Below are 22,373 nucleotides of genomic sequence, written 5' to 3' on the forward strand. Positions count from 1 at the left end.
ACCCGTCAGGTCCCGGCCTTTTCGGCAGTGCCGGACGACCTGCCGTATCGGCTCATCAACGGAAGAACGATCACCAGGACGATGGTCACGCCGATGATCCACAGGGATGCCTGACGTTCGAGGAAAATCATCCCGGACCCGCGCGAGATCGTCAGTGTCTGCCGCAGCGCCTCTTCGGCCAGCGGTCCGAGGACCAGTGCCAGTACCAGTGCGGCGGGGGAAAATCCGTAGAGCCGCATGAAAAAGCCGATGATGCCGGCCGCGAACATCAGATAGGTCTCGATGAACGAGGCATGCACGCTAAAGGTGCCAAGAGTGCAGATCACCACGACAATCGGGCCGAGAATGCGGTACGGGACCTTGATGATCTGCACAAACAGCGGGATGGCGAAGATGCTGATGACCAGCAGGATCATGTTGCCGAGGTACATCGACGCGATCAGTCCCCAGGCCAGTTCCGGGTTCTGCTCCATGAACAGCGGTCCGGGCCGCAGCCCCCACAGCATGAAGGCAGCCAGCAGGACCGCGGTCGAGGCCGACCCCGGAATGCCCAGCGTCAGCAGCGGGATCATCGCGCCGGACGAGGCCGCGTTGTTCGCGGTCTCGGGTGCGACCAGCCCGGCCATCTCGCCGGTGCCGAACTTTTCCGGGGCCTTGGACACCGACCGTTCCGTGGAATAGGCCATGAGCGAGGCGATGGTCGCGCCTGCCCCGGGAATCACCCCGACCACAAAGCCCAGGATCGAACCGCGCACCATGGTCATCCGCGTGGTCAGAAAGTCTTCTGCCGACGGCCAGAACGAGGCTTCCTTGTCGTACTGCACGATGCCGCCGCTGCCGGATCTGTGCATGCCGACGTAAAAGGAATAGAACAATTCGCCCAGCCCGAACAGGCCGATGGCAACCGGGATGAAGTAGATGCCGCCGATCAGTTCGGCGGACCCGAAGGTATAGCGCCCCTGCCCGGTTTCCAGATCGACCCCGACCGTGCCGAGCGCAAAACCGATCAGCGCCGAGATCAGGCCCAGTTTCCAGTTCGTGCCGATCATCACCACAAGGGTGAGCATGCCCATCATCGCCAGCAGGAAATACTCGGGCGGTCCGAAACTGCGCGACACCTGCGAGAACATCGGTGCCAGAATGGTGATCAGGATCACACCGACGGTTCCGCCGACGAAAGAGGCCACCGCCTGCATCACCAGCGCCGGGCCTGCCCTGCCCTTCTTGGCCAGCGGATAGCCGTCAAAGGTGCTTGCCACCGTGGCGCTTTCACCCGGGGTGTTCAGCAGGATCGACGTGATCGTGCCGCCGTACATCGCGCCGTAATAGATCGCGGCCAGCATCATGATCGCGCCGGTCGGGTCCATGCCAAAGGTCACCGGCAGCAGGATCGCCAGCCCCGCCGACGGCCCGAAGCCGGGAATCACGCCGACGACCATGCCGACAATGGCGCCGATCAGAAGGTACAGCATGTTGATCGGGGTGATGGCGATCGAAAGCCCCATCAACAGATCACCGAATACGTCCATTTAAGTCGCTCCTGTTGGCGGTTCGCCGTGCGTCGGCACCGCCCTGTCCTGTCTCAGATTGGCAGAATGTCGACGAGTCCCGGCGGCATGCTGGCATTCAGCACCCGATCGAAAAGCAGATAGATCACGACCGGCACAATGACCGACAACAGGGCATTCTGCACCGGTCGGCCCCGGTTCAGGACCGCCAGCGTGACCGCAAGGTAGATGACGGTGGCCAGGAAACCCCCGAACACCCGCAGCGTCACCGCATAGCAGACCGCCAGAGCCATGAGCATCACCACGTCGCGCCAGCGTCCGGCATCGGCCTGATCGCCGCGCCCTTGCCGCAGGGCATCGCTGAGGGCCCAGATCGTCAGCAGCACGATCATCACTCCTATGCTGCGTGGAAAGAACCCGGGCCCCAGTCTTCCGGTGCGGGTCAGAAAGTTCAGATCCGCAAAGGCCACGTAGGTATAGTAGGTGCCGCCCGCGAGCACAGCGAGCAGGAATGCGATCCGCATGAGGTGTATCCTGATAAGGCCGGACCGACCGCAAATTCCCTGCGCGGGCGGTCCTGGTGGCTGTTGCTTCAGATCAGTCGATGGCGCCGACCGACCTCAGGACCACCTCGAAACCGTCCTTGGTGTTGTTCAGGAAGGTGCGGAAGTCTTCTCCGTAGATCACGGTGGGCGTCAGCGTGTTTGTCTTGATGTAGTCCGCCCATTCCGGCGTCTCGACGACTTTTTTCATCGTCGCAATCCACCAGTCCTGCACGGCGGCAGGCACCTCGGGCGCCAGTATCAGGCCGCGCGGCATCGACACTCCGATGTCATAGCCAAGGTCACCCATGGTCGGAACACCTTCGAGCGCGGCTGGCACCGAAGCTCCGGAATAGACCAGTGGGCGCAGATCACCGGAATCGATCATGCCGAGGATCTCGCCCGGGTTCCCGACCATTGCATCCAGCGCGTCCGACAACAGCGCCGTGGTCTGGTCGGCCATCGAGTTGAACGACACGTATTCGAATTCGAACCCGGCCTTTTCGGCAAACAGGGTGGGCACGATGAAGTCGACGTTCACGGTACCGGTGCCACCGATGTTCATCGGGCCTGCGTTGGCTGCGGCGATGAACTGCTCGATATTCTGGATCTCGGACGAGCCATTCACCACCAGCACAAGGTCGTCGGTTGCCAACAGCGCGACGGGGGTGAAGTCGGACGGCTGCCACGGCGTGTCCGCCTGTAGCGGTGTGGTGACAAAACTGCCCGACGTGGTCGAGATGCCGTACGGATTGCCCGACTGACCGTAAAGATAACCCCAGCCAACAGCGCCAGACCCGCCGGCGCGGTTCTCCGGCGAAATGTCGCCCGGATAAAGCTCGTATTTTTTCAGGATGTCGATGATCGTGCGGGCCATGATGTCATTGCCGCCGCCGGGACCAAACGCGATCGTCCAGTCGAGCGTCTCATCCGCCGACGGATAGACTTCCTGAGCGTAAGTCGGTGCCGCGAATGCCACCGGCGCGGCGACCAGCGTCGCGCAAAGGCTGTTGCGCAGCCATGTGTTGTTGATGTTGAACATTTTATCCTCCCTGGTTTCGTAGTGCCACCGCAACGCCCCTCCTCAAGGACTGTGTCGCGGTGGATCTTCTTGCCCGGATGACGATGTCCGGGGATGGTTCAGAGCGTCTCAAGCAACCGAAGTTTTCCATTTATGTGATGCTGTGCGCCCACCTTGCCGGCGGCCTCCTTGTCGCCAATCTCAATTGCCCTGACGATGCGGTCATGTTCGGAGTTGGACAACGCCAGCGACGCGCCTCCGGTCAGGACCCGCAACCGCATCAGCCGCACTTCCTTGCCAAGCGAGGTATAAAGATCCTTCGCACGGGTTGCGCCCGACGCCGTGGCGACGCGGTCGTGAAAGGCAAGGTTCAGTTCGAAATAACGCTCTTCGTCGCCGTCGCGCACAGCCGCGTCCATCCGGTCCACAAAGGCGCGCAGATCGCTCTTGTCCTCGGGGGTCGCGCTTTCCGCCGCCCGCGTGCAAAGATAGCCGGCAATCCCCGCCCGCAGGTCGTACAACTCCAGCGCATCTTCCAGCGACAGCTTGCGTACATAGACCCCCTGATTGGTCACGGTCTTGACCAATCCCTCACGCTCGAGCGAACGGGCAGCCTCGCGGACGGGGCCGCGGCTGACGCCGAGTTGTTCCGCAAGGTTGATTTCGTTCAGGCGCTCGCCCGCGGGCACCTCGCCACGCAGGATCATACCTTCGAGCGCGTCCCGCACTTCCAGTACCAACGATCTCTGCCGTAGCTTCTGCATCGGTTTACGCATGTCCTGGTCGGCTTCCATAGTGCCATGACGCGTTCAAAACTACATAATGTCAACATTATTCTGCTGATTGACAATCCAGACCGGACTGCGGATGTTGGAAAGGTCCAGGCAGATGCAGGCGCGTCCATACCATCCGACCTGGGGAAGAAGTCACGCTATTTAGCTGATATCACATAATAAAAAGGGCCTCATTCGAATGACAGATCTGGTTCTCTCCGGGAAAACCGCCTTTGTTTCAGGTTCTGGGGCCAATATCGGGCGCGGAGTCGCGGTCCATCTTGCAAAGCTCGGGTGCAATATTGTCGTCAACGGCTCGGCGGACGAAAACGCGGCCCGCGAAACGGCGGACCTGGTCAGCCGGGCTGGCGCTCAGGCGCTGGTGACGATGGGTGATGTCGGCCGATCGGCGGCGGTCGCAGACATGGCCAAGGCCGCCCTGAGCAGATTTGGCACGGTTGATATCGTCGTCAACAATGCCTCGCGCAGGCCGCACAAGCCGTTCCTCGACATGTCCGAAGAAGACTGGCACGCTGTCATCGACCCTGCCTTGACCGCCGCGTTTCTCACCTGCCGGGCGTTTCTTCCGGGGATGGTGGACCGTGGCTGGGGACGGATCATCAACTTTGCCGGCATGAAGGCAATCAACGGCTACTTTGAAGGCGCGCCGATCTCGGCAGCCAAACACGCGGTCTGGGGCCTGACAAAGGCCCTGTCGACCGAGTTCGCGCCGAAAGGGATCACTGTCAACACTGTCTCACCCGGTCAGATCCGCAAAGACAGCGAGACCGAGGACGACCCCGCCCGGGCGGCAGCGATTCCGACCGGGTTCATGGGCACGTCCGAGGACATCGCGGCGATGGTCGGTTTTCTGGCGTCGCCGTCGGCGCGCTTTGTCACCGGCCAGATGATCGCGGTGAATGGTGGCCAGACGACCTGATGTGTGCGCAAGGCGGCTGCCCGGTCGCAGCCGGACACGACGGTATTCACCGGCGCCAAGACTCCTCCCGCGCCCGTATCCAGCGCCAAGGGACCGCCGCGCAGTTCAGAACATCGGCGCGGCGCATAAGGTCATACTATTATGTCTGGAATCAGGCGCGGGCCCCGGACAGTCATTCACCATCAGGACGGAGGACGGAATGACCGAACGCAGCAATCGGCCCGATCGTGTGGCCTTTGTGGGTTTTGGCGAGGCGGGCTCGGCCCTGGCCAGTGGCTGGGGTGATGCGCGGCCAACCGACCTGCGCGCTTATGACATCAAGATGGAAACACCCGCGACCCGGCAGGCGCTGATCGACCGCTGCGCCGAGCACGGTGTCGCCGGTCAGACCAGCCTGGCGTCGGCGCTTCGCAGGGTCGTGGCGGTGTTCTGTGTCGTGACCGCCGACCAGGCGCTGGCAGCGGCGCAGGCCGGCGCACCGTTGATTGCTCCGGGAACGTTGTGGTTCGACTGCAATTCCTGCGCCCCGGGAACCAAACGCCGGGCGGCGCAGCTGATCGAGGCGGCGGGGGGGCGTTATGTCGATGTCGCGGTGATGTCTCCGGTCTATCCCAAACGGCACCATGTGCCGCTGCTGATCGCCGGACCGCATTCCGAGGCCGCTTGTGCGACCCTCGGGGCGCTGGACATGCGGCCGAACCATGCCGGTGCAGAGGTCGGGCGCGCCTCGTCCATCAAGATGCTGCGGTCGGTGATGGTCAAGGGAATGGAAGCGCTGACGGCGGAATGTTTCCTCGCCGCCCGACGGGCGGGCGTCGAAGAGGAGGTGATCGGCTCGCTCGAAGCCTCGGACCCCGACATCCGGTGGCGCGCGCGCGGCGCTTACAATCTTGAACGCATGATGGTGCACGGCGCCCGCCGCGCCGCAGAGATGAAAGAGGTGGCCCTTACTGTTGACGAACTGGGCCTGGGGGGCCGCATGGCCGCCGCCACCGCCGTCTGGCAGGAGCTGATCTCGGATCTTGGCACGGAACCCGGCGCGGATGACCTCTATGCGCGGGCCGATCTGATCCTGTCGCGTCTTCCGCCGCTCACTCGGTGAGGTAGCGCGCGATCAGCGCGTCATAGCGCGCCGCCTCGCTCAAGTCGGCCATCAGGTCGTCTGGCCGGTCTGCACCATTGGCGCCCGGCGTCTGCGCCAGGCTGTCCCAGGCCGCGCCGGTCGCAGCGGGCAATGTGCGGTGCGGTGTCAGGCAGATGCGCACGCCAAGCGCTGCCAGATCCACCTCGGCCAGGGCGCCCTGTGGTTTCGGTACAATCAGCGGCAGTTGCGCCGCCTGCTGCGCCCGGACAATCAGGTCCGGATCCCGCGCGCCGGTGATGAACAGCGCGTCGGCCCCGGCCCCGCCAAAGGCCCGCGCCCGCGCCACCAGACTGGCCGCGTCCTGCCGCCGCGCATCGGTGCGGGCGACAATCACAAAGGAGGGATCGGCACGCGCCGACAGCGCTGCTTCGAGCCGGGCCACCATTTCTCCCTGCGTGGTCAGGGTGGTGACTGGCTTGCCATAGGGGCGGGGCAAAAGCGTATCCTCAAGCGTCATTCCGGCGACGCCCGCCGCTTCCAGGTCTTCCACCGTGCGCATCGCATGCAGCGCCGTTCCGAAACCGTGGTCCGCATCGACCAACAGTGGCAGCGCCCCGGCACGGCAGATCCGGCGGCACAGGCCGACGAATTCCTCCAGCGACAACAGCGCGTGATCCGGCGCACCCAGCACCGCCAGCGCCGCGACGGATCCGCCCAGCATCCCCAACGGAAAACCCAGCCGTGCGGCGGCACGGGCTGTCAGCGCATCGTAGACCGACGCGGGGCGCACGCAGGCGTTTCCCGCAAGAATCGCCCGCAGGCGGGTCCGGGACTCGCTGGTGGACAGCCGCTCAGACATGGCCGCGCGTCCTCTGATCCTGCGCGTCGCGGACCAGGGCGGCAAAGCGATAAAACCCGTGCGCCATCTTGGAATAGGGCGTCAGCAGAAAAAGGGCGAGCACCCCGCCAAGGTGCAGCGCCAGCAGCGGACCGGTCAGCCAACTGTCCTGGGCAGCATACAGCAGCAGCCCGGACAGCCCGGCAAAGCCCAGCAACCAGATGAATCCGCGTTCGCCCGATCCGCGACCGGGCGTGCCCAGTTCCGGGTCTGCCTTTCGGCGCAACATCAGCATTCCCGCGCTGCCGATGCTCAGCAGGATGCCGCCCGGCACCCCCAGCAGTTTTGGCGCCGACCAGAAACCGTAGGGTGCCTGCATGTCGAAAACGTAGTGCAGGACCGTCCCGGAAGCGGTCGCGGCAAAGCACAGCAGAAATCCGTACATCACCGCCTGGTGCATATGGCGGCGGGCGTCGGAAAACCGCTCTTCCTTCTCGAAATTGCAGCCCTGACCCTGCCCACCGGACAGGTTCTTCAGCCGCCCGGCCGACACCGCCGCGCATTTCAGATCGGCCCAGTTCACCCGCAGGCCGCCAACTTCGGTCCAATACCGTCGCAATCCGACGCAGATGACCGCCAGCGGCAGCACGAAGGCAGGCAAAAAGATCGCGACCAGTGCGCCATGGCCGAGCCACGCGTAAAATCCCGTGCCCCCGCCCGGCAACGCCGCGATGGCGGCAAACATCAGCGCGGTTCCGAGGACCAGAGCAGCCGCCAGCGCCTTGCCTCTGGTCTGAAAGGTGCGCGCCAACCCGTCCGGCCAGGCAAAGCGTTCCCAGCTGTCCGCGCGGGCAGCGGCCAGCGCCCGGGGCAGGTTGAGATCGAATTCATGCGGCGCGGTATACTGACAGGCATAGTAGCAACCCCGGCAGTTGTGGCACAGGTTCGCCAGCTGCGTGATATCGCCATCGGCAAACACCTTGTCGCGGGTGATCGCCGGGAATACCGAACAGAATCCTTCGCAATAACGGCAGGCATTGCATATCTCGATCTGACGGCGGGCTTCTTCGACCGGATCGCTCGAGAGGATTCCGGGGTCGGTCTGCAAGGTCACGTCAAGCGACATGGGCGGCGGCCTCCTGTCCTGCGATGCGGCCGAACACCGTCCCGATGGTCATGCCGAACCCGGCCAGATAACCCTGCCCCAAGATGGATCCTGCCATCATTTCCCCCGCACTCCAGATATTGTCATAAGGCCCGTCGGGGCCGGTGGCGCGGGCGCTCTTATCGACCTTCAGACCCAGATAGGTGAAGGTCACGCCGGGGCGCAGCGAATAGGCGTAAAACGGCGGTTCGCTGACCGGCCGCGCCCAGTTGGTCTTGGGCGGGTCGAGGCCGTCGGTCGCCACGCCGTCAAGCTGTTGCGGGTGAAAATTGCCGGGACGGCAGGCCGCGTTGAAGGCCCGGACCGTCCCGGCCAGCGCGGTTTCCGACAGTCCCAGCTTTTGCGCCAGTCCTTCGATGGTGTCGGCGCTGATCGGCGGATAGACGGACGGCATAAAGAGATCAATCGCGCGGTTGTCGATGATTGAATAGGCAACCTGATCGGGCTGCGCCGCCACCAGTCGCCCCCAGATGGCGTAGCGTTTGGGCCAGACATCCTCGCCCTCGTCATAAAACCGCTGGCTGTGCTTGTTCACCACGATGGAGAACGGCACGCAATCCAGCCGCGTGACGATTCCGCCGTCGAATTTCGGCGCCCGTCCGTCGATGGCAACGGCGTGACACTGGGTCGGATCCCCGACCGTCATGGCCCCCTGGTCCACCATGTCCCTGAGCACGACCCCGCGATTATAGGGTGTTCCGCGGATCAGGAAATTTCTGGCCGATGGTCCCCAGGCCCGCGCCAGCCAGTCTAGATCCGACTGGAACCCACCCGAGGCGAGTACAAAGGCGCGGCCCCGGACAGTGTGGATTTCGCCTCCCAGTTCAACGTCCAGATGCGTCGCGCGACGGTCCGCGATTGCGACATGTCTGACCTGCGCGTCGTATGCGACAGTGACGCCCAGATCTTCGGCCGTGAGGTAATAGGCATTGACCAGCGCCTTGCCCCCGCCAAGAAAGAACGCGTTGGTCCGGTCAAGCGACAGCGTCCCCGCCAGTGAGGGCTGGAACCGGACGCCGTGGCTCTGCATCCACGGCAGACACTGCTCGGAGGTGCGGATCGCATGGCGGGCCAGGGTCTCGTCCGTCTCGCCCTTGGTGACGCGCAGCAGGTCCTGCCAGAATTCCTCTTCGTCATAGGTGTCCACCAGCGGCCCAAGAGCACCGTGATGCATGCAGCGGAAATTCCGCGTATGACGTGAATTTCCGCCGCGATAGACCTTGGGGGCCCCTTCGAGGATCAGCACCTTGGCACCGGTTTCGGCCGCCTCGATCGCAGCGCATAGCGCGGCATTGCCCCCCCCCGCGATCACCACGTCCCAGACGCCCGCGCTCAGCTGGCCTGGATCCATCAGGGTCATGGCCTGTCTCCGGTATCCGACTGGCGCAACATGCGCAGACGCGTCAGTTGCGCATGTTCCATATGGTCCCGCATCGCGGTTTCCGCTGCCGCCCCGTCGCGCGCGACCAGCGCATCCAGCAGCGTGCTGTGTTCCTGCAACGCCTGCCGGGCCCGCTCCGGCGCTTCCATGCTCGACGGGCCGAGGATCATCAGGGTCATTTTCACCGACGCCATGGATTTCAGCAGGAACCGGTTGCGCGCCGCATCCAGCAACCGGGTGTGAAACTGCCGGTTGAGCCGCACCAGCGCTGCGCTGTCGTCGGTCGCGGCGGCCATCTCCTGGTTGATGGCGCGCAATTCCTCCAGCTCGACCGGCGAGGCCGCCCGCGCCGCGAGCCGCGCCGCCGTGCCTTCCAGCACGGTGCGCATTTCATACAGCTCCATGATTTCGGGATAATCGAGACTGCGCACCACGGCCCCGGTGCGCGGCTGGTGGACGACGAGACCGTCCGCTTCGAGCCGCCGGATCGCCTCGCGGACCGGGGTGCGGCTGATCGCCAGACGCGCGGCGATTTCGGTCTCTGTCAGACGGGTGCCGGGGCGCAGCGAACCCGAACTGATTTCGTCGAACAACCGTTCGTAAGCATTCTGCCCCTGCAGGGCCCGCCCCGGGGTGTCGACGTCGTGGTTTTCAAACGATTTGGCTCTTTTCATGTATCCAGATGTATACATCCGGATACACACCTGTCAATTCGCCAATTTCGGCACGCGGTCGCCGAGAGACGGGTCGGAAAACCTGTGACGCACACCCTGTCAGAACACCCGAAACCGGTCCTGGGCCCTTGGATGCACAACACCGGTGAGCACCGGGGTTATTGAGCCGGATGGTGGCCTGTGGATCCGGACGCGAACTCATTCATTTCTAGAATAGAGGCTTTACTTAAATGAATTTGATTTATGACGAACAGGCTGACACTGTCGCTGTGAGGCCGAGCAACGGCCCTGCCACAGACGGCCCGCACGGGTCGCACCGGCTGTTAAAAGGGAGGATACCATGAAACGCTATTCCATCACCGCGACCGTTGTCGCATGCATGATCGCCGCCACCGGCCAGACCGCGGTTGCACAGTCGCTCGAGGGCAAGACCGTCGAATATACGATCCCCTTCTCAGAATCGGGCGGATCCGCAAAATGGGCCGCCTTTTTTGCGCCCCGGCTGACTGCGGCTCTTCCCGGAAACCCGACGGTGGTGGTCAAGTTCCGCCCCGGCGCCGGATCGACCGAGGGCGCGAACTGGTTCCAGGGCGAGCAGGACCAGGGCGACGGCCTGACAATCTTTGGCGACTCCGGCTCGACCAAGTTCCCTTATCTGCTGGGCGACCCCCGCGTTCGGTATGAATATGCGGACTGGAAGCCGGTGCTGGCTTCCGCCACCGGCGGCGTTGTCTATCTGCCGCCGGATCTGGGCGCCAAGTTCGATGGCGACATGGACGACCTCAAGGAAGAATTCTACCTCTACGGCAGCCAGGGCGCGACGACACTCGATCTGGTGCCGCTGCTGGCGTTCAAGATGCTGGGATTGCAGGTGGACCCGGTTTTCGGCGTCGAGGGACGCGGCGATGGCCGCCTGATGTTCGAACGCGGCGAAGCCAACATCGACTACCAGACCTCGTCGGCGTACATCGCCAACGTGCAGCCGCTGGTCGACAGCGGCCAGGCCGTGCCGATCTTTTCCTGGGGCGCGCTGGATGACAGCGGTGCCATCGTGCGCGACCCGACCTTCCCCGACATGCCGTCGTTCAAGGAAGTCTGCGAAGCGACTGACGGCTGTGAAACCGAAGGTGTCGCCTGGGACGCCTACAAGGCCTTTTTCGTCGCGGGCTTTGCCAACCAGAAGACAATCTTCCTGCCGTCTTCGGCCTCGCAAGAGGTGGTGGACATGTACACCGAAGCGCTGCGCGCCGTGGTGAGTGCCGAAGGGTTCAAGGACGACGCCAACGAAGTGCTGGGCGCCTATCCTCAAATGGTTGGCGCGTCCGCAATCGAGGCCACCAAACAGGCCACCTCGATCTCTCCGGAGGCCAAGCAATATGTGCTCAACTGGCTGAAGGCGGACTACGGCGTCACCATGGAGTAATCCGCGGCGACCCCTGAAAAGCCCTGTCCGGCTCGTCCGGACAGGGCAGTTTCGCAGTTTCCAGCCGACGGAGCCCGACGTGGACGTATTTTTGCAGGCCTTGCCGGAACTGGGCAAGGCGCTCTCGCTCATTTTCCAACCAGTGCAGCTCATGTACCTATTGGGGGGAGTCCTGCTGGGGCTTTCCATCGGTGTGCTGCCCGGACTGGGCGGGATTGCCGGACTCGCGCTGGTGATGCCCTTTCTCTACGGGATCGAGCCGGTCGCCGGTCTGGCGCTGATGGTGGGGCTGATCGCCGTCATACCCACATCCGATACGTTTTCGTCAGTCCTCATGGGCATCCCCGGGTCTTCGGCGAGTCAGGCGACCGTGCTGGACGGGTTTCCCCTCTCCAAACAGGGGCATGCCGCACGGGCCTTGTCGGCGGCCTTCATCTCGTCGTTGTTCGGCGGGCTGTTCGGCGCGGTGGTGCTCACCTTCTTCATCCTTATCGCCCGCCCCCTGATCCTGGCCTTCGGCCTGCCTGAAATGCTGATGATCACGGTATTGGGTCTGTCGATGGTAGCGATCCTGGCCGGGCGGATACCGCTGAAAGGCGTGATCGCGGCGGGTCTCGGCCTGATGTTCGGGACGATCGGCGCCGCGCCTGCGGGCGGCAGCCTCCGCATGTCGAGTTACGATCTGCCCTATCTCGTGGACGGCTTCCAGCTGGTCATCGTCGGTCTTGGCATGTACGCGGTGCCGGAAATCGTCTCGCTGCTGCGCCAGGACCGGGCCATTGCCGAAGGTGGCGCGCTCGGCGACGGCTGGACCCAGGGCCTGCGTGACTGGTGGCAGCACCGCTGGCTGTCCATGCGCTGCGCCGTCATCGGCGTGCTGGTCGGAGTGATCCCCGGCCTCGGCGGATCGGTTGTGGACTGGCTTGCCTACGGCTCGGCGGTGCAGACTGCCAAGGACAAGTCGATGTTCGGTCAGGGCGACATCCGCGGCGTGATCGCACCCGAAAGCTCCAACAACGCGAAAGAGGGCGGTGGCCTGGTGCCAACCCTGATTTTCGGCATCCCGGGGTCGGGGTCGATGGCAATCTTTCTGGGTGGTCTCGCTCTGCTCAACATGACGCCGGGCCCGCAGATGGTGCGCAACAATCTGGATGTCACATATACGATCGTGTGGTCTCTGGCGCTCGCCAACGTCTTTGGCGCCGGGCTGTGTATCGTCCTGTCGAAATGGATCGCCAAGCTGACGACGATCCGCTTTACGGTCCTGGCCCCCTACCTGTTCATGATCATCGCCTTTGCCGCCTTTCAGTCGCGGCAATCGGCGCTGGATCTGGCAGCCCTCGTCGGCATCGGCGCGCTCGGTATTTTCCTGCGCCGCTTCGACTACTCGCGCCCGGCCTTTCTGATCGGGTTCGTTCTCAGCAACCAGACCGAGGTTTTCGTCAACCAGGCCTACCAGATTGCCGGTTCCCGGTTCCGCCGCTCGGCAGAAGCCGGCTGGGATTACATTCTGTCCCCCATCACCATCGGCCTGTTGATCCTGACAGTCGTATCCGTCGTGGTCGGGATCAAGGCGTCCAAGAACATCCGGGAAAACATCGAAGCCCCGACCGCGGGCAAGCTCGCTCCGGCACTGTTTCTGGGTTGCGCCGTGCTCTACCTCGCGGTCTCGACCTGGGATGCGTTTGGCATCAAGCGGCTGCAAGACCAGGTCTTTCCGCTGACAATCGGTATCGTCTCCCTGATCAGCGGCATCGTTCTGCTGGTCCGGATGGCGACCAATCCCGCCACGGACGATGTCTACATCGATCTCGAAGCGGGCGGAGAGGGTCAGGCGCCGCACGGACTCTGGAGCACGCTGGGCTGGTTCATCGGGCTGGTGGTGATGACGTTTACCGTCGGTCTCATCCTGGCCCTGACGGTCTTTCTCGTCGCCTTTTTCCGGCTTCGCGGCCGGTTCGGGTGGCGGCGCACACTGTTGTCGTCGGCTTTCGGTCTCGCCTTCATCCTGTTCCTCGCCAACATCCTCGGGCGCGATTTCCCACCGGGGTTGCTGCAGGCGTACTTTGACCTTCCCTGGCCCTTTACATGAGCACGCTTCCATGACCCAGACTGCTATTCCCTATCTCCTTGTCCGGGGCGGCACGTCGCGCGGACCCTTCTTCCGCCGCTCCGACCTGCCGGCTGATCGCGACGTCCTGTCGGAGGTTCTGATGGCGGCCGTCGGCGCGGGGCATGCGCTCAACATCGACGGGATCGGTGGCGGGAACGCCGTCACGACCAAGGTGGCCATGCTGAGCCTCTCGGCCCGCGACGATTGCGACATCGACTATTTCTTTGCTCAGGTCGCCGTGGAAAAGCGCGAAGTGGATTTCCGTCCGACCTGTGGCAACATGCTGGTCGGGGTCGCGCCGGCCGCGATCGAGATGGGCCTGTTGCCGGCACAGGACGGGGAAACCACCGTGCGCATCCATGCGGTAAACACCGGGGCCGTGGTCGAAGCCGTGGTCCAGACCCCCGGTGGAGTCGTGCGGTATGATGGTGATTTCGCCATTGCCGGCGTTCCGGGCACCGCCGCGCCGATCCGGTTGGGGTTCATGGAAACAGTGGGGTCCGTCACCAATGCGCTTTTGCCCACCGGCAACCTGCGCGATGTGATCGGCGGCGTCGAGGTGACCTGCATGGACGTCGCCATGCCGGTCATGCTGGCCCGCGCCGAGGATTTTGGCCTGACCGGCTATGAGACCCAGGCCGAGCTGGACGAGAACCGTGCCTTTTACGAGCGGGCCGAGCCGATCCGTCTGCAAGCCGGCGCGCTTATGGGACTGGGCGATGTGAGCAAATCCGTGACTCCCAAGATCACCCTACTTGCACAGCCACGAAACGGCGGATCGGTGACTGCACGCTACTTCATGCCCTGGTCGTGCCATCCGTCGATGGCCGTCACCGGCGCGCAATGCATCGCGGCCTGTGCCATCTTGCCAGGCACCGTCGCGGACGGGCTGACCGACGGGCTGACCGACACCGCGTCGCCGGTGACCGTCGCCATCGAACATGCGGCTGGCACTTTCGAGGTGCTGGTGGATTTTGTCCGACAGGGTGACAGCATCGAGATCCGTTCGGCCGGTCTGGTACGCACGGCGCGGCTATTGGCGCGGGGCGATGTGATGATTCCGGCATCGGTCTGGGATGGCGGGACGTGAGACGTGCTTTGCCATGCATTCGCAGAGGCTGAAGCCGTCGGCCGACAGGTATCTTGGGGGCGTGCGCCCCGTCTGCCCCTGCCAGCAACACGGCAACATCGGGTTTGCGAAGGGGTCTGCCGTCCTGCCGGAGAGCGGGCTTTGCGTGCCACACATAGGCCCAGGTGTCGCTGCCGACCTCGGACGGCCGATGCCGCACTGAAACGCACCGACGTCCGACACCCCCTGCGGGGAACCGCCTGTCTCGAAGGACCCTCAGCCCATGACCCAACACCTGTTTGAAACCCTCGCAGACAGCTTTGTCGCCGAAGGCGTCGAGGCCTGCTTTGCCCTTATGGGTGATGCCAACATGAACTGGGCCACTGCGCTGGCGGATCGCGGAGTGCGGATGGTCTACGTGCGCCACGAACACTGCGCCGTGGCAGCAGCCACTGCCTATGCCCGCAAATCCGGCAAGGTCGGGGTCGCCACCGTGACCTGCGGCCCGGGCCTCACTCAGGTGCTGACGGCGCTTCCTGCGGCGGTGCGGGCTGGAATCCCGCTGGTGGTCTTTGCCGGGGAATCGCCGTTGGGCGCCGCATGGTACAATCAGGAATTGGAGCAGGCGCCGTTCATCACTGCGACCGGCGCGACTTACAGACGGCTGCACCACATCCCCCACATGACAACCGAGATCCGAGACGCCTTTGTCGCGGCGATCGAGCAGCGCCGCCCGGTGGTGCTGGGCGTGCCGATGGACCTGCAGAACACCCTTCAGGACTCTCCGGCCATATTGCCGCCGAACGCCGCGTCGATCCTGCCGCAGCCTGCGCCGACGCCGCCCAATCCGGCAGATCTTGCCGCCGTCGCGGACCGTATCCGCAGGGCACGACGGATCGTCGTCATGGGCGGTCTTGGCGCGGCGGTGTCCGGCGCGGCAGAGGCCTGCCGGGCACTGGCGCTGCAGACCGGCGCGCTGTTGGCGACGACCCTTCCGGCCCGCGGACTGTTCCACGGCGATCCGTTTTCGCTCGGCATTGCCGGCGGATTCTCCTCGACCCTTGCACGGGCTTTGTTCGCAGACGCCGACCTGGTGATCGCCGTCGGTTGCAGGCTGACGCAACACACCCTCGACAAGGGCAAGCTGTTCCCCAAGGCCGGGATCCTCCAGATCGACACCGCCCCCCGCGCGGTCAGCCAGGGGGCTGTCAGTGCCGACCTGCACCTGCGCGGCGATGCGAAACTCAGTGTCGAGGCATTGTGCGACATGCTTGCGCCCCAGTCCGGGTGGCGCAGCCCGCGCCTCGCCGATGCCATCGCCCAGGCAATCCCGGACACCGCAGACTTCGCGGCCGAGCCCGAGGTTCTCGACCCCCGGGACGTGGTTGCGGCACTGGATGCCCTGCTGCCGCAGGACTGGCAGATGGTCAATTCCTCGGGCCACTGTTCGTTTTTCTTTGCGCATATGAACCGGCCCTTCGCGCGGTTCCTCACAATCCGCGAGTTCGGCGCCATCGGCAACGGCATCTCCTATGCGATGGGTGTGGCGGCTGCACGGCCGGGTGACACGGTGGTCCTGTTCGACGGGGACGGCTCGCTTTTGATGCACATCCAGGAACTCGAGACCATCCGGCGGCACGGTTTGAACATCCTGATCTGCGTGCTCAACGATGGCGCCTATGGCTCGGAAATCCACAAGCTGCGCGACGAGGGCCTGTCGGTTGCCGGCGCCGTCTTCGGCCGCACGGATCTTGCCGCGATCGCACGTGGGTTCGGGATCGGGGGGCAGCGCATCAATGACCTTGCGACCCTGCCGACGCTGCTGGCCGGGTTCCGGGAAACCGGAGGCGCGGCAGTCTGGGATTTCCAGATCTCGGACCGTGTCGTTTCTCCGGTGATCCGGCGGGCCCATCCACACGGACATCGCGGCACGGAACGTCCGGTCAATCTGGATGGGCTGATTTGATCCTGCGACTGCGCCAGCAGACGGCATCATTCCCTCGGGCGCAACATCCGGTCAGCACCAAAGGCGACATGGGCGCGGAAATTCTCCAGCATTTCGGCTTCGATCCGGGCCAGAAGCTCTGCGGCATTGTCGCTCAGCGGAACCCCGCGCCGCGACACGACGCCCAGCGTGCGTTGCAGGCGGACCCCGACAATCGGCACGGCGACCAGCACCGCGGGGGCCATGACGATGGCGCTTTCCGGCAGGATCGTCATGGCGGCGCGCTTGGCCGCAAGGCGCATCGCCATCGTCGCGTTCTGCACCTCGAACTGCCAGACGATGCGGTCGCGCATCTCGCCGAACGCCACGTCCAGCAGTTCGCGATTCTTGGACTGCGACCGGATGCGCGCCAGCCGCAGGCCCTGGACATCGGCCATGGTCACCGACTCGCGCGAGGCAAGCGGTTCGTCGCAATGCACGAACAGCTTGTATTCCTCGTCCACCAGCGGTCGCAGCCGCAGGTCCGACAATTCGGCCGACACAATGGTCAGCCCGAATTCCGCCGCCCCGCTGCGGACCGCCCCGGAGATGCCCGCAACCGGGATGTCGAGCAATTCGAAGGCGATCTGGGGGTGCTGTTCGGACATGTCCATCAGCACCTGTGGCAGGACCGAATTGGCAATCGACGGCAGACAGGCGAATGCCAGACGCCGCGCCTGCCGCTGCGCACCGGCCCGCGCGGATTCATAGGTGTCCTGCAGCGCCTTCAGCAGACGGCGCGCTTCGGGCAGCAGCCCCTGCCCGGTCTGGGTCAGCGACACTTCCCGGCTCGACCGGGTGAACAACGGCGCGCCGAGATCCTCTTCGATCTTGCGCACCCTGTGGCTCAGCGCCGCCTGGGACAGGCTCAGCGCTTCGGCGGCGCGATGGAACGATCCGAAATCCGCAATCGCCACAAAGGCTTCGAGGCCAAGATAATCCACACGCATCGGGGCCACTCCGTCAGGTCAACGCGGGCCAAGCTAACCGCCACACCGGCGGGGGCAAGCGCATGATGAACATTCCGCAGATCCTCTTGCCGGAAGGCATGTCGGAACTGGTCTTTGCAATCCTCATCGCCACCAGCTTTGCAGGATCGCTGATCACGGTGGCCTTCGGGATCGGCGGCGGCGGGGTGCTGCTGGCGGTGATGGCAACACTGGTGCCCCCGACCGCGTTGATACCCACCCACGGCGTGATCCAGATCGGATCCAACCTTGGCCGCGCGTTGGTGACTTTCCGGCATATATTCTGGCCCGCCCTGCCCGCCTTTACCCTGGGATCCGTCATCGGCGCGGCGGCGGGCGGCGCGATGGTGGTCAACCTGCCGCCGGAATGGGTGCAGATCGGCGTCGGCTCGTTTGTCATCTGGTCGGTGTTTGCCCGGCCGCCGCGCGGGTTGCGGGACTGGCCGATTCTGGTCGGCGCGGTGTCCAGCTTTCTGACCATGTTCTTTGGTGCGACGGGCCTGTTTGTCGCCACCTTCACCAAATCGCAGGCGCTGCTGCGCCATGCCCATGTGGCCACACATGCCACCCTCATGACCGTGCAGCACGGGGTCAAGACTATTGCCTTTGGGCTTCTGGGGTTCGCCTATGCCGACTGGTGGGCCTTTGTCGCCGCGATGATCGTCGCCGGCTTCTGCGGCACCATCGTCGGAAAGACCCTGCTGAACCGGATCGACGACCGCCGCTTCAAGCGCGCACTCGACGTCGTGCTGGTGCTGCTGTCGGTCCGCCTGATCTATGCCGGAGTGCGCCAGCTTCTGACCGGCGGCTGACGCGGCTGCTTCGATCATGGTATTGGCAAGAAATCCGCGTATCCGATAGCAATTGGTTATCAATGGATCATGCCTTTCTATTTGGCTCAGGAAAGCATCTCGCATAGCTCTTTCACAGGCGCGATCCGCCGTCGAACACCTGGCGACCGCACCACCTGGAGGAGGAAAATTCATGAAACGATTGACCAAGAGCCTGGCCGCAAGCCTGCTCATCGGCACCGCTTTTTTTAGCGCGGGTCCGGCTTTGGCGGACACCTATATCGTCGCCGTCGGGGCGGCGTCCAACAGTCTTCAGGGTCGCAGTGCCCAGAAGTTCGCCGAAGAACTGCAATCAAAACTCGGCGCGGCACATACCGTCGATTTCTATGCGGACGGCCAGCTGGGCGATGAAAAGGAACTGATGCAGAAGCTGCGGCTGGGCACGGTCCAGTTCACGCTGATTTCGTCGATCATGACCAATGTGGCCCCGGAATTCGCGCTGTTCGACATGCCGTTCCTGGTCAAGGACCGCGCGCACCTCAAGGCAATCGACGCCGACATCGTGATGACCGATCTGGCCCCCCTGGCCGAGGATCAGGGCCTGCATGTGCTGTCGACCTGGGAAAACGGCTTTCGCCAGATCACCAACAATGCCCGCCCGATCAACACCCCTGCCGATCTCGACGGGCTGAAGATCCGCACGCCGTCGTCCGAATGGCGCGTTGCGATGTTCAAGGAATGGGGCGCCAACCCGACACCGATGTCCTTTTCCGAGGTCTTTGTCGCATTGCAGACCGGCACGATGGACGGCCAGGAAAACCCGCTCACCAACATCGTTGGTGCGAACTTTCAGGAAGTGCAGAAATACCTGAGCCTCACCGGCCACGTCTATTCGCCGACATACCTCACCACCGGCAGCGACACATGGTCCGGACTGCCCGATGAGGTGAAAGCCGCGGTGAGCGACACGGCCACCGATGTGCAGAACTGGTCGCTGGCCGAAGGCGAAACGGCGGACAACGAGCTTGTCGACAAGGTCCGGGCTGCCGGAGTCGAAGTCAACGAGGCCGACAAGGCCGCCTTTGTCGCCGCCTCTGCCCCGGTCTACGCGGCATTCGCCGCTCAGGTCCCGGGCGGTGCCGAGCTTGTCAGCCGCGCGCAGGCCCTGGCCGACTGAACTGAAACCATCCCTGCCGGCCGGACAGTTCCGGCCGGCAGAGGCAAGGAACCCCCTACATGATCCTTTTTGTGGAAAAGACGCTGCTGCGTCTGATCGAAACCATCTGTCTGGCCCTGCTGCTGGCGCTGACAGGGGCGGTGATCTACGCCACCACCATGCGTTACCTCGGAGCCTCGCCCAGCTGGTACGATGAAATCGCCAGTGTTCTTCTGGCCTGGCTCACCTATTTCGGCGCGACCTACGCAGTGTTCCTGCGTCAGCACATGGGATTTTCCGGCCTGGTATCCGCCCTGCCGCGCCGGGCGGCCATTGCCGTGGCGCTGTTTTCCGAAGGACTGGTTCTGACCTATTTCGCGATCACGGGCTGGTTCGGCTATGCCGTGCTGCGGGTGGCCGCCTATGACTCCCTGCTCAGTCTGCGCTGGATGACGCTGGATATCGTGCAGTCGGTGATCCCGATCACCGCTGTGCTGATGATCATCGGTACGATCCTGACCATGCCGCGTGCCCTGCGCGAGGTCGCGTCGGGCATAGACCGCGAACACGCCGAAATCGAACAGGCCATCGCCGAGGCCGAGGCCGAAACCCGCGCAATGAAGGCAGACCGCTCATGACGCTTCTTGTCGCGGCGCTCGTGCTGATCGGGCTGATCCTGATCAACGTCCCCATCGCCGTGGCCATCGGCCTGGTTTCGATCGGCGGCTTTGTCCTGACGACCGGCACCGCACAGCTCTATGACACCGCCATCGCGCTCTATACCGGCGCGACCTCGTTCCCGCTGATCGCCATTCCGTTGTTCATTCTCGCGGGCAACCTGATGAACACGTCGGGCATATCGGTCCGGCTGATCAACTTTGTCTCGGCGCTGATCGGGTTCGTCCGTGGCGGACTTGGCATGGTCAACATCGGGGTGTCGATGGTCTTTGCCGAAATCTCGGGCTCTGCCGTGGCGGATGTGGCCGCCACCGGCACCGTGCTGATCCCCGAGATGAAGCGGCGCGGCTATTCGCGCACCCTTGCGGCGGCGATCACCTCGTCGTCGGCTTCGCTGGCAATCATCATCCCGCCGTCGATCCCGATGATCCTGTACGGGGCCATTGCCGAAACCTCGGTGCTGAAGCTGTTTGTCGCCGGCATCGTGCCGGGGGTGCTGGGGGGCGGCCTGCTCATGGCGGTGACCTACATTCTGGCCGTGCGCTACGACCTGCCCCGGGGCGAGGCGTTCAATCCCTGCCACATCTGGCGCACCTTCAAAGAGGCCTTCTGGGCCCTGACCATGCCGGTCATCATCCTTGGCGGCATCTTTTCCGGCATCGTCACGGCTACCGAAGGCGCGGGCCTGGCCGTTCTGGCGGCCCTTGTGATCGGGTTGTTCATCTACCGCGACCTCGACGTGCGCAAGCTGCGCCGCACCATGCTGGAAGGTGTCAGCCAGACCGGGGTCGTCATGCTGCTCGTCGCCGCTTCTGCCGCGCTGGGACTGTTCCTGACCCAGGCGCAGGTGCCGCAGCAACTGGCGGCCCAGATCACTCAGACGACCACCAGCCCGCTGATCGTTCTGGCGCTGCTGAACGTGCTGCTGCTGGTGCTGGGCATGTTCCTTCACGGGGCTGCGGCGATCATCCTTGTGGTGCCGGTCGTCATGCCTCTGGTCACTGCCGTCGGCATCGACCCGATACATTTCGGCATCATCGTGACACTGAACCTTGCCATCGGGCAGCAGACACCACCGGTTGCCTCGGTGCTGATCACGTCGTGTTCCATCGCCAGATCCGGCATCTGGGAAACCTCGCGCACCAACCTTCCCTTCATCGGCGTGCTTACGTTCATCCTGCTTCTGGTGACCTATGTGCCGTCGGTGTCCCTCGCCCTGACGGAGTACATGCAATGACCGCCGACAAACCCCGCCTGGTGCTGACACTGGGGGATCCGGCCGGGATCGGATCGGAACTGGTGGCGCGCTTGCTGGCCGAGCCCGAGACACGTGACAGGGCCGATGTGCTGATCCTCGGAGACCCGGACGAGTTGCGCGACGGCTTCTCCATCGCCGGAGCCAGTTTCGACTATGACGAGGTGTGCGACGCGGCGGCCCTCAGCGACAACCCCGGCAAGCCGCTGTTCCTGCGCCTAGGCGGTACCGGCAACAACTGGAAACGGGCGGAGGCAACCACCGAGGGCGGGCTTCACTGCCTTGAAACCCTCGGGCACGGGCTGGACATGGTCGCGCGGGGCGACGCCGATGCGCTGGTGTTTGCGCCGCTGAACAAGAGTTCGCTGCACGCGGCCGGGATGACCCAGTCGGACGAACTTCACTGGTTCGCCGACCGGCTGGGGCACACTGGCACCGTCTCCGAAATCAATGTGATGGAAGGTCTGTGGACCAGCCGCGTCACCAGCCATGTCGCCCTGCGCGACGTGGCCGATCTGATCACCGAAGACAAGATCATCGACTCGGCGCGCCTGATCCATGCCGCCCTGATCGAGGCCGGGCTCGACAGCCCCCGCATCGGAGTCTGCGGGCTGAATCCGCACAACGGTGACAACGGCAATTTCGGCACCGAGGAAATCGACATCATCGCCCCGGCGGTTGCACGCGCCAAGGCGCTCGGCCTGCCGGTCGAAGGGCCGTACCCCTCCGACACCATTTTCCTCAAGGCGGTGGCCCGGGAACTGGATGCCGTGGTCACGCTGTATCACGATCAGGGCCAGATCGCGATCAAGCTGCTCGGCTTCTGGCAAGGCGTCACGGTGCAGGGGGGGCTGCCGGTGCCGATCACCACCCCCGCCCATGGCACCGCCTTCGACATCCGCGGCAAGGGCACCGCCAACCCCGGCCCGATGCGCGCCGCCTTCAACATCGCCTGCACGATGGGTCTGCGCCGCCGCGCGGCCCGGAACATCAGCAAACTGGACTGAGCC

The 22,373-nt window shown here is 64.1% G+C and carries 20 protein-coding genes; 11 read left to right on the forward strand and 9 right to left on the reverse strand.

The genetic code is table 11. From position 1 onward, the window contains the following. Window positions 1-5: 5 nt before the first annotated feature. The 4 genes from FOY53_RS10825 to FOY53_RS10840 all read right to left on the reverse strand — a co-directional run bounded on the left by FOY53_RS10825 (window position 6) and on the right by FOY53_RS10840 (window position 3,835). Window positions 6-1,529 (reverse strand): tripartite tricarboxylate transporter permease, encoded by a 1,524-nt coding sequence (locus tag FOY53_RS10825; protein WP_146588650.1) that lies wholly within the window; start codon window positions 1,527-1,529, stop codon window positions 6-8. Window positions 1,530-1,582: 53 nt separating this feature from the next. Then, on the reverse strand, window positions 1,583-2,032 hold the full coding sequence (locus FOY53_RS10830; RefSeq protein WP_146588652.1) for a tripartite tricarboxylate transporter TctB family protein: 450 nt from the start codon (window positions 2,030-2,032) through the stop codon (window positions 1,583-1,585). Window positions 2,033-2,105: 73 nt separating this feature from the next. Next, complete coding sequence (locus tag FOY53_RS10835; RefSeq protein ID WP_146588654.1) at window positions 2,106-3,092, reverse strand: Bug family tripartite tricarboxylate transporter substrate binding protein; 987 nt, start codon at window positions 3,090-3,092, stop codon at window positions 2,106-2,108. Window positions 3,093-3,190: 98 nt separating this feature from the next. Further along, window positions 3,191-3,835 carry a GntR family transcriptional regulator gene (locus FOY53_RS10840; RefSeq protein WP_186766575.1) on the reverse strand — a complete coding sequence of 215 codons (645 nt, stop codon included), beginning with the start codon at window positions 3,833-3,835 and terminating at the stop codon, window positions 3,191-3,193. A 208-nt stretch (window positions 3,836-4,043) separates the two neighbouring features. Between FOY53_RS10840 and FOY53_RS10845 the strand changes: the two genes are divergently transcribed. Continuing rightward, the gene (locus FOY53_RS10845) at window positions 4,044-4,784 is read left to right on the forward strand and encodes an SDR family NAD(P)-dependent oxidoreductase (RefSeq protein WP_146588658.1); all 741 of its coding nucleotides are present in this window, start codon (window positions 4,044-4,046) and stop codon (window positions 4,782-4,784) included. Between the two features lie 199 nt (window positions 4,785-4,983). After that, window positions 4,984-5,886 (forward strand): NAD(P)-dependent oxidoreductase, encoded by a 903-nt coding sequence (locus FOY53_RS10850; protein ID WP_146588660.1) that lies wholly within the window; start codon window positions 4,984-4,986, stop codon window positions 5,884-5,886. Here the strand turns inward: FOY53_RS10850 and FOY53_RS10855 are convergent. From FOY53_RS10855 to FOY53_RS10870, 4 genes are read right to left on the reverse strand one after another with little or no spacing between them, the layout of a single operon-like run. Continuing rightward, entirely contained in the window at window positions 5,876-6,727 is an 852-nt protein-coding gene (locus FOY53_RS10855; RefSeq protein WP_146588662.1) for an isocitrate lyase/PEP mutase family protein, read from the reverse strand. The genes FOY53_RS10850 and FOY53_RS10855 overlap by 11 nt on opposite strands. Next, a complete protein-coding gene (gene tcuB / locus FOY53_RS10860) occupies window positions 6,720-7,832 on the reverse strand; it encodes a tricarballylate utilization 4Fe-4S protein TcuB (protein WP_146588664.1) in 1,113 nt (370 codons plus the stop codon). Before tcuB ends, FOY53_RS10855 begins: the two co-directional genes overlap by 8 nt. Then, entirely contained in the window at window positions 7,822-9,231 is a 1,410-nt protein-coding gene (gene tcuA, locus FOY53_RS10865) for an FAD-dependent tricarballylate dehydrogenase TcuA (protein WP_281289559.1), read from the reverse strand. The genes tcuB and tcuA overlap by 11 nt, the downstream gene beginning before the upstream one ends. Beyond that, window positions 9,228-9,926, reverse strand: coding sequence for a GntR family transcriptional regulator (locus FOY53_RS10870; RefSeq protein WP_146588666.1), 699 nt, complete (start codon window positions 9,924-9,926; stop codon window positions 9,228-9,230). Before FOY53_RS10870 ends, tcuA begins: the two co-directional genes overlap by 4 nt. Before the next feature lie 340 nt (window positions 9,927-10,266). On the opposite strand from FOY53_RS10870, the gene FOY53_RS10875 reads away from it, so the two are divergent. The 4 genes from FOY53_RS10875 to FOY53_RS10890 all read left to right on the forward strand — a co-directional run bounded on the left by FOY53_RS10875 (window position 10,267) and on the right by FOY53_RS10890 (window position 16,497). Beyond that, window positions 10,267-11,349, forward strand: coding sequence for a type 2 periplasmic-binding domain-containing protein (locus FOY53_RS10875; protein WP_146588668.1), 1,083 nt, complete (start codon window positions 10,267-10,269; stop codon window positions 11,347-11,349). 79 nt (window positions 11,350-11,428) lie between these two features. Continuing rightward, window positions 11,429-13,441, forward strand: coding sequence for a tripartite tricarboxylate transporter permease (locus tag FOY53_RS10880; protein WP_146588670.1), 2,013 nt, complete (start codon window positions 11,429-11,431; stop codon window positions 13,439-13,441). A 10-nt stretch (window positions 13,442-13,451) separates the two neighbouring features. Next, the gene (locus tag FOY53_RS10885) at window positions 13,452-14,552 is read left to right on the forward strand and encodes a 4-oxalomesaconate tautomerase (RefSeq protein ID WP_146588672.1); all 1,101 of its coding nucleotides are present in this window, start codon (window positions 13,452-13,454) and stop codon (window positions 14,550-14,552) included. Window positions 14,553-14,814: 262 nt separating this feature from the next. Continuing rightward, window positions 14,815-16,497 (forward strand): thiamine pyrophosphate-binding protein, encoded by a 1,683-nt coding sequence (locus tag FOY53_RS10890; protein ID WP_146588674.1) that lies wholly within the window; start codon window positions 14,815-14,817, stop codon window positions 16,495-16,497. 26 nt (window positions 16,498-16,523) lie between these two features. Here the strand turns inward: FOY53_RS10890 and FOY53_RS10895 are convergent, their stop codons facing one another. Then, the gene (locus tag FOY53_RS10895; protein ID WP_146588676.1) at window positions 16,524-17,465 is read right to left on the reverse strand and encodes a LysR family transcriptional regulator; all 942 of its coding nucleotides are present in this window, start codon (window positions 17,463-17,465) and stop codon (window positions 16,524-16,526) included. Window positions 17,466-17,527: 62 nt separating this feature from the next. On the opposite strand from FOY53_RS10895, the gene FOY53_RS10900 reads away from it, so the two are divergent. The 5 genes from FOY53_RS10900 to FOY53_RS10920 all read left to right on the forward strand — a co-directional run bounded on the left by FOY53_RS10900 (window position 17,528) and on the right by FOY53_RS10920 (window position 22,370). Next, window positions 17,528-18,295 (forward strand): sulfite exporter TauE/SafE family protein, encoded by a 768-nt coding sequence (locus FOY53_RS10900; RefSeq protein WP_246107356.1) that lies wholly within the window; start codon window positions 17,528-17,530, stop codon window positions 18,293-18,295. 172 nt (window positions 18,296-18,467) lie between these two features. Then, entirely contained in the window at window positions 18,468-19,451 is a 984-nt protein-coding gene (locus FOY53_RS10905; protein ID WP_146588678.1) for a TRAP transporter substrate-binding protein, read from the forward strand. Between the two features lie 59 nt (window positions 19,452-19,510). Next, window positions 19,511-20,068, forward strand: a complete 558-nt coding sequence (locus FOY53_RS10910; protein ID WP_146588679.1) for a TRAP transporter small permease — start codon at window positions 19,511-19,513, stop codon at window positions 20,066-20,068. Beyond that, window positions 20,065-21,345 carry a TRAP transporter large permease gene (locus tag FOY53_RS10915; protein ID WP_146588681.1) on the forward strand — a complete coding sequence of 427 codons (1,281 nt, stop codon included), beginning with the start codon at window positions 20,065-20,067 and terminating at the stop codon, window positions 21,343-21,345. Before FOY53_RS10910 ends, FOY53_RS10915 begins: the two co-directional genes overlap by 4 nt. Then, window positions 21,342-22,370 (forward strand): 4-hydroxythreonine-4-phosphate dehydrogenase PdxA, encoded by a 1,029-nt coding sequence (locus FOY53_RS10920; protein ID WP_146588683.1) that lies wholly within the window; start codon window positions 21,342-21,344, stop codon window positions 22,368-22,370. The genes FOY53_RS10915 and FOY53_RS10920 overlap by 4 nt, the downstream gene beginning before the upstream one ends. Window positions 22,371-22,373: the final 3 nt, after the last annotated feature.

The sequence above is a fragment of the Puniceibacterium confluentis genome (assembly GCF_007923445.1).
GTDB lineage: Bacteria > Pseudomonadota > Alphaproteobacteria > Rhodobacterales > Rhodobacteraceae > Puniceibacterium > Puniceibacterium confluentis.

Coding starts and splice junctions, on each gene's coding strand:
- FOY53_RS10825 (WP_146588650.1), bottom strand. CDS start 1,529: ATGGACGTATTCGGTGATCTGTTGATGGGGCTTTCGATCGCCATCACC.
- FOY53_RS10830 (WP_146588652.1), bottom strand. CDS start 2,032: ATGCGGATCGCATTCCTGCTCGCTGTGCTCGCGGGCGGCACCTACTAT.
- FOY53_RS10835 (WP_146588654.1), bottom strand. CDS start 3,092: ATGTTCAACATCAACAACACATGGCTGCGCAACAGCCTTTGCGCGACG.
- FOY53_RS10840 (WP_186766575.1), bottom strand. CDS start 3,835: ATGCAGAAGCTACGGCAGAGATCGTTGGTACTGGAAGTGCGGGACGCG.
- FOY53_RS10845 (WP_146588658.1), top strand. CDS start 4,044: ATGACAGATCTGGTTCTCTCCGGGAAAACCGCCTTTGTTTCAGGTTCT.
- FOY53_RS10850 (WP_146588660.1), top strand. CDS start 4,984: ATGACCGAACGCAGCAATCGGCCCGATCGTGTGGCCTTTGTGGGTTTT.
- FOY53_RS10855 (WP_146588662.1), bottom strand. CDS start 6,727: ATGTCTGAGCGGCTGTCCACCAGCGAGTCCCGGACCCGCCTGCGGGCG.
- tcuB (WP_146588664.1), bottom strand. CDS start 7,832: ATGTCGCTTGACGTGACCTTGCAGACCGACCCCGGAATCCTCTCGAGC.
- tcuA (WP_281289559.1), bottom strand. CDS start 9,231: ATGACCCTGATGGATCCAGGCCAGCTGAGCGCGGGCGTCTGGGACGTG.
- FOY53_RS10870 (WP_146588666.1), bottom strand. CDS start 9,926: ATGAAAAGAGCCAAATCGTTTGAAAACCACGACGTCGACACCCCGGGG.
- FOY53_RS10875 (WP_146588668.1), top strand. CDS start 10,267: ATGAAACGCTATTCCATCACCGCGACCGTTGTCGCATGCATGATCGCC.
- FOY53_RS10885 (WP_146588672.1), top strand. CDS start 13,452: ATGACCCAGACTGCTATTCCCTATCTCCTTGTCCGGGGCGGCACGTCG.
- FOY53_RS10890 (WP_146588674.1), top strand. CDS start 14,815: ATGACCCAACACCTGTTTGAAACCCTCGCAGACAGCTTTGTCGCCGAA.
- FOY53_RS10895 (WP_146588676.1), bottom strand. CDS start 17,465: ATGCGTGTGGATTATCTTGGCCTCGAAGCCTTTGTGGCGATTGCGGAT.
- FOY53_RS10900 (WP_246107356.1), top strand. CDS start 17,528: ATGATGAACATTCCGCAGATCCTCTTGCCGGAAGGCATGTCGGAACTG.
- FOY53_RS10905 (WP_146588678.1), top strand. CDS start 18,468: ATGAAACGATTGACCAAGAGCCTGGCCGCAAGCCTGCTCATCGGCACC.
- FOY53_RS10910 (WP_146588679.1), top strand. CDS start 19,511: ATGATCCTTTTTGTGGAAAAGACGCTGCTGCGTCTGATCGAAACCATC.
- FOY53_RS10915 (WP_146588681.1), top strand. CDS start 20,065: ATGACGCTTCTTGTCGCGGCGCTCGTGCTGATCGGGCTGATCCTGATC.
- FOY53_RS10920 (WP_146588683.1), top strand. CDS start 21,342: ATGACCGCCGACAAACCCCGCCTGGTGCTGACACTGGGGGATCCGGCC.